The sequence below is a fragment of the Streptomyces diversicolor genome (assembly GCF_057537855.1).
Window position 1 is genome coordinate 1 of record NZ_BAAJXA010000108.1, and the last position, 2,154, is coordinate 2,154.

The 2,154-nt window shown below is 56.8% G+C and carries 2 protein-coding genes; both read left to right on the plus strand.

Annotated features, from left to right (window positions below):
* Positions 1-552 precede the first annotated feature (552 nt).
* Positions 553-1,320 (plus strand): hypothetical protein, encoded by a 768-nt coding sequence (locus AC27LF_RS45310; RefSeq protein WP_479662430.1) that lies wholly within the window; start codon positions 553-555, stop codon positions 1,318-1,320.
* 270 nt (positions 1,321-1,590) lie between these two features.
* The gene (locus tag AC27LF_RS45315; RefSeq protein ID WP_479662429.1) at positions 1,591-1,914 is read left to right on the plus strand and encodes a hypothetical protein; all 324 of its coding nucleotides are present in this window, start codon (positions 1,591-1,593) and stop codon (positions 1,912-1,914) included.
* Positions 1,915-2,154: the final 240 nt, after the last annotated feature.

Below are 2,154 nucleotides of genomic sequence, written 5' to 3' on the forward strand. Positions count from 1 at the left end.
TCACGTTGAGCTCGGTGTACGAGGTGAGCTTGCCCAGCTTTGCTCGCTCGACGAGAAAGCAATGACCGGTATGTACCAGCTCGTCCCACTCACTGTCCGCGCGGCCGTATCCAGACATCCCCGCCCCCTGAGCTACATCGATCCGTGAGCGGGAACGTACAGTGCCGGCGCAGTGCCCACAATCGCTCGATGGGCTAATCACTGCTGCTCCGGATCACGGCGAGAAACGCCCCATCTTGCCTGAGGTCCAGGCTTGAGCGGTAACCCGTTTGGTCGGGGGGCTGTGACCTGGGGGTTCGCTACTGACTGCGGTGGCTCGACTGTCACTGTCGGTCGTCGCCGAGTGGCCTCGGGGAGCGTCGGACGGCCCAGGGACGGCCCAGGGGTCACCTCTGGGAAGCGGGCCCACTTCCTCGACCGACAGCCCCCTCCGACAGCTGCCATACGTTCGAAGGAGCGCTCACGACGCTTCGGCGGCCACAACCTTCATGTCAGGTCAAACAGACGGCATATTTGGTTTAGCGTCACCGCAGGCACCGTTAGCATGACCACATGGAGAGCGCCAAGTCAGACTGGTGGATGGAAAACGGTCTGCACGAATTCACCGAGAGTGGCCACGGAAAAAGCGGCATTAACGATTACGATCGAGCAATGATCTCGCGGGCCGAAGCCTCTTTCAGCCATGCGACATATCGACTTTCTAATCATCACGGCGACTACGACCGGATCGACGCCGTCCTAGCCCTCAAGCGCGCCGTTGACGCACGACTGGAACACCTGAACTCGATATATGATTTCAGCCAGTATCCTGAGTCAAAAAATGTCGGCTGGCTTGGCCTCCTCGAAAATTGGGGCGTAATCCTTCAACGTACGCTCCGCCGCCTCCGGCGGCTACGCAACGCAGTTGAGCACGATGGGGCAGAGCCGCCTACCTTGGACGAGTGCGAAGACTACCGGGAAGTTTGCTGGTGGTTCCTGAAGGGAACCATCGACTATCTCTCGCCCCTCGCCAGCTACGACTTCTTCTGGAATGAGAGCTCTGGATCTTTTTCCATCGACTACAGCCCCTTGGCCGTCACTCTGTTCGGAGATTTCATGCCAGAACTCCTCTCAGATAGTCAAATCGACGGATGGATCAAGCTGAACACACTCGCAATTCCCGCACCTCGCCAACCAGGCTCCATCCAGCTGCCCCCCATGGAGAGGGTAGGAGGGGGCAGGTACTTCGTTCGCGCAGAAGTAGCAGATCAGGATTCGCGACTGGAATTTCTACAATTTGCCATGGGCTACTTCGGGATGACGACACGAAGGTTCGACTAACACCGGGTCATGCTGCAAATGATGATGCGAGCGAATCTCGTAGATTCTAAGCTCGTAATGCCGCAGAGAGCTGCTGGGGCTTTGTTCAGATCGCTGGGGGTACCGTGAGTGATAACGACTTCCTGCAAGGCGATGACCTCGATGCGTACAAGGTGGCCCCGAATGCAGCTCCCAGAGTGCTGAATCTTTGTACATCACCATGTGCAGACTCGGGACTCGACTGGCCCCATCCAGGAAGTCGACGAACTCCGGAGGGACTGGGTAGCCATCATGCTCAACACGACAACCGATCTGCTTCACAAAGTATCGAGCGAGATTGAGTGCCTGTGCGGGCCAATCATCGCCATAGATGCGCTTCATGTCGACATACCGGGAGCGATGGAGGCGCTGCCCATGGCTCCACAAGTAGTCAACGAAGCCATTATAGGCAAAGTCGAAGGGCTAACTCCTGGCATTATTGCACGAGGCGCAGAGATTTGCTCGAAATCTCACATGATGCGACTTCTTGATGGAGCGAATCTCCCGGTGGAACTCGTCACCCACCCATACCAGATTCCCTTCGGAGCCTTGAGAAAGTCGCTTCAAGTTCTTTAGCTTGAACTTGTGCTCTTGCGAGTCTGCAACTGCTCCGCACCACCAGCAGAGTCCAGAAGGGCTCGCGGAAGAGCGAGAATTGGATAATCGGTGAGGGATTCGGCCCTATGACGGGAGCGGCAAGCCGGTCGAAAGGTCGATTGGTGATGTTTTCAAGTTCCATGACGGTGGGGTACATCGGTGTGATGTACCGGTGGGAATGGAATTTGTCGGATGCAGATCCGTTCTATGTCTACCGTA

Coding starts and splice junctions, on each gene's coding strand:
- AC27LF_RS45310 (WP_479662430.1), top strand. CDS start 553: ATGGAGAGCGCCAAGTCAGACTGGTGGATGGAAAACGGTCTGCACGAA.
- AC27LF_RS45315 (WP_479662429.1), top strand. CDS start 1,591: ATGCTCAACACGACAACCGATCTGCTTCACAAAGTATCGAGCGAGATT.